The sequence below is a fragment of the Glutamicibacter sp. 0426 genome (assembly GCF_001906485.1).
Classification (GTDB): Bacteria; Actinomycetota; Actinomycetes; order Actinomycetales; family Micrococcaceae; genus Glutamicibacter; species Glutamicibacter nicotianae.
In genome coordinates this window covers 1-548 of the sequence record NZ_MPBI01000022.1, presented here as the reverse complement: position 1 = coordinate 548, position 548 = coordinate 1, and the positions used below count along the sequence as shown (strand labels likewise).

The 548-nt window shown below is 54.7% G+C and carries 1 pseudogene; it reads left to right on the top strand.

Annotated features, from left to right (window positions below):
- Positions 1-81: 81 nt before the first annotated feature.
- Positions 82-548 (top strand): annotated as a pseudogene (locus tag BKX98_RS16700) (IS3-like element ISAar3 family transposase); the annotation flags it as partial.

Genomic DNA, 548 nt, shown 5'->3' with positions numbered 1-548 from the left:
TGGTTGGGTCCCCGGAAAGTAGTCCAGTGACTATGCGAGTACTCGTGTCCGACAATGGACACAGGAGGAATCACAGAAACAATGGCACGCAGACACACACCAGACCAGGTCATCGCTAAAGTCCGTCAAGGACAAAAGATGCTCAACGACGGACACCCGATGATCGAGGTCATCAAGGAACTTCAGATCACCGAAGCTACTTGGTACCGCTGGATCAACCAGTACGGGTCCGAGAAAAACGCTGAAGCCAGCAAACGTACCAAGGAGCTAGAGAAGGAAAACGCGCGCCTCAAGAAGCTGCTCGCTGATCAGATGCTCGCCAACGACATCCTTACTGAGGTTGCCAAGGGAAAATTCTAAGCCCCGAACCACGCCGCCGTGCTGTACGGATGGCGATGGAAAAATTCGGGGCGTCCGAACGCTTCGCTTGCCACGTTCTGGGCCAGAACCGCTCGGCACTACGTAAGAAAAAAACACCGATGAGCTTTGACGAAGCGCAGCTACGAGCCGACTTGAGGGCTGTCGCGTCTAAGCATCCAACGTGGGGG